Source organism: Halorubrum sp. Atlit-28R (genome assembly GCF_003665955.1).
GTDB classification, from domain to species: domain Archaea; phylum Halobacteriota; class Halobacteria; order Halobacteriales; family Haloferacaceae; genus Halorubrum; species Halorubrum tropicale.
Genome location: NZ_QPLS01000123.1, coordinates 1 through 543, shown reverse-complemented (window position 1 = coordinate 543; position 543 = coordinate 1). Strand labels below are relative to the sequence as shown.

At 54.3% G+C, this 543-nt stretch carries 1 protein-coding gene; it reads right to left on the bottom strand.

Annotation, left to right across the window (positions count from 1 at the left end):
• The coding region (locus tag DVK06_RS17120; RefSeq protein ID WP_199718769.1) for an AAA family ATPase at positions 1-543 on the bottom strand (543 nt) is incomplete at both ends.

Genomic DNA, 543 nt, shown 5'->3' with positions numbered 1-543 from the left:
CGGCAGCAGCTTTAACTAGCCGATAGACAGCTCGATCTGCAGTCTTCGGTCCCTCGCAGTTGATAGAGAGGACTCCGAAGGTCTTACCCTGTGACTCGCACAGTTCGACGATCTGTTTGCAGACAGCATGAATGATGAGCGATTTCCCCGTTCCAGATGGCCCACTCAGGAGCATATCAGGGATCCCCTTATTCTGGAGGACCGGTTTTAGGTTGTCGACGACACGGCCCAGCTGGTCGTCACGACCAACGATACGATCCTCGTCGATGATAGTATCAGACCGAACGAGGTCCTTGTTCGCAAAAACGCCTCCGGACGACTCGGTTTGTAACCGATCTCGAATTGAGATGCCCCCACCGTCGCCGTTGGTCGCCTGTTGAGACGAATCAACTGGATCCGAGCCGTTCTCAAAAGTCGTTTGTGACGTACCGGGCGAATCTCCATCCTCACCCGTCGATCCAGGGGTTTCAGGATCAACAGAAGAGGATTCACGATCCTCCTCATCTTCCGGATGATTCGATCCTGCTCTACGTCCCTCTCGTC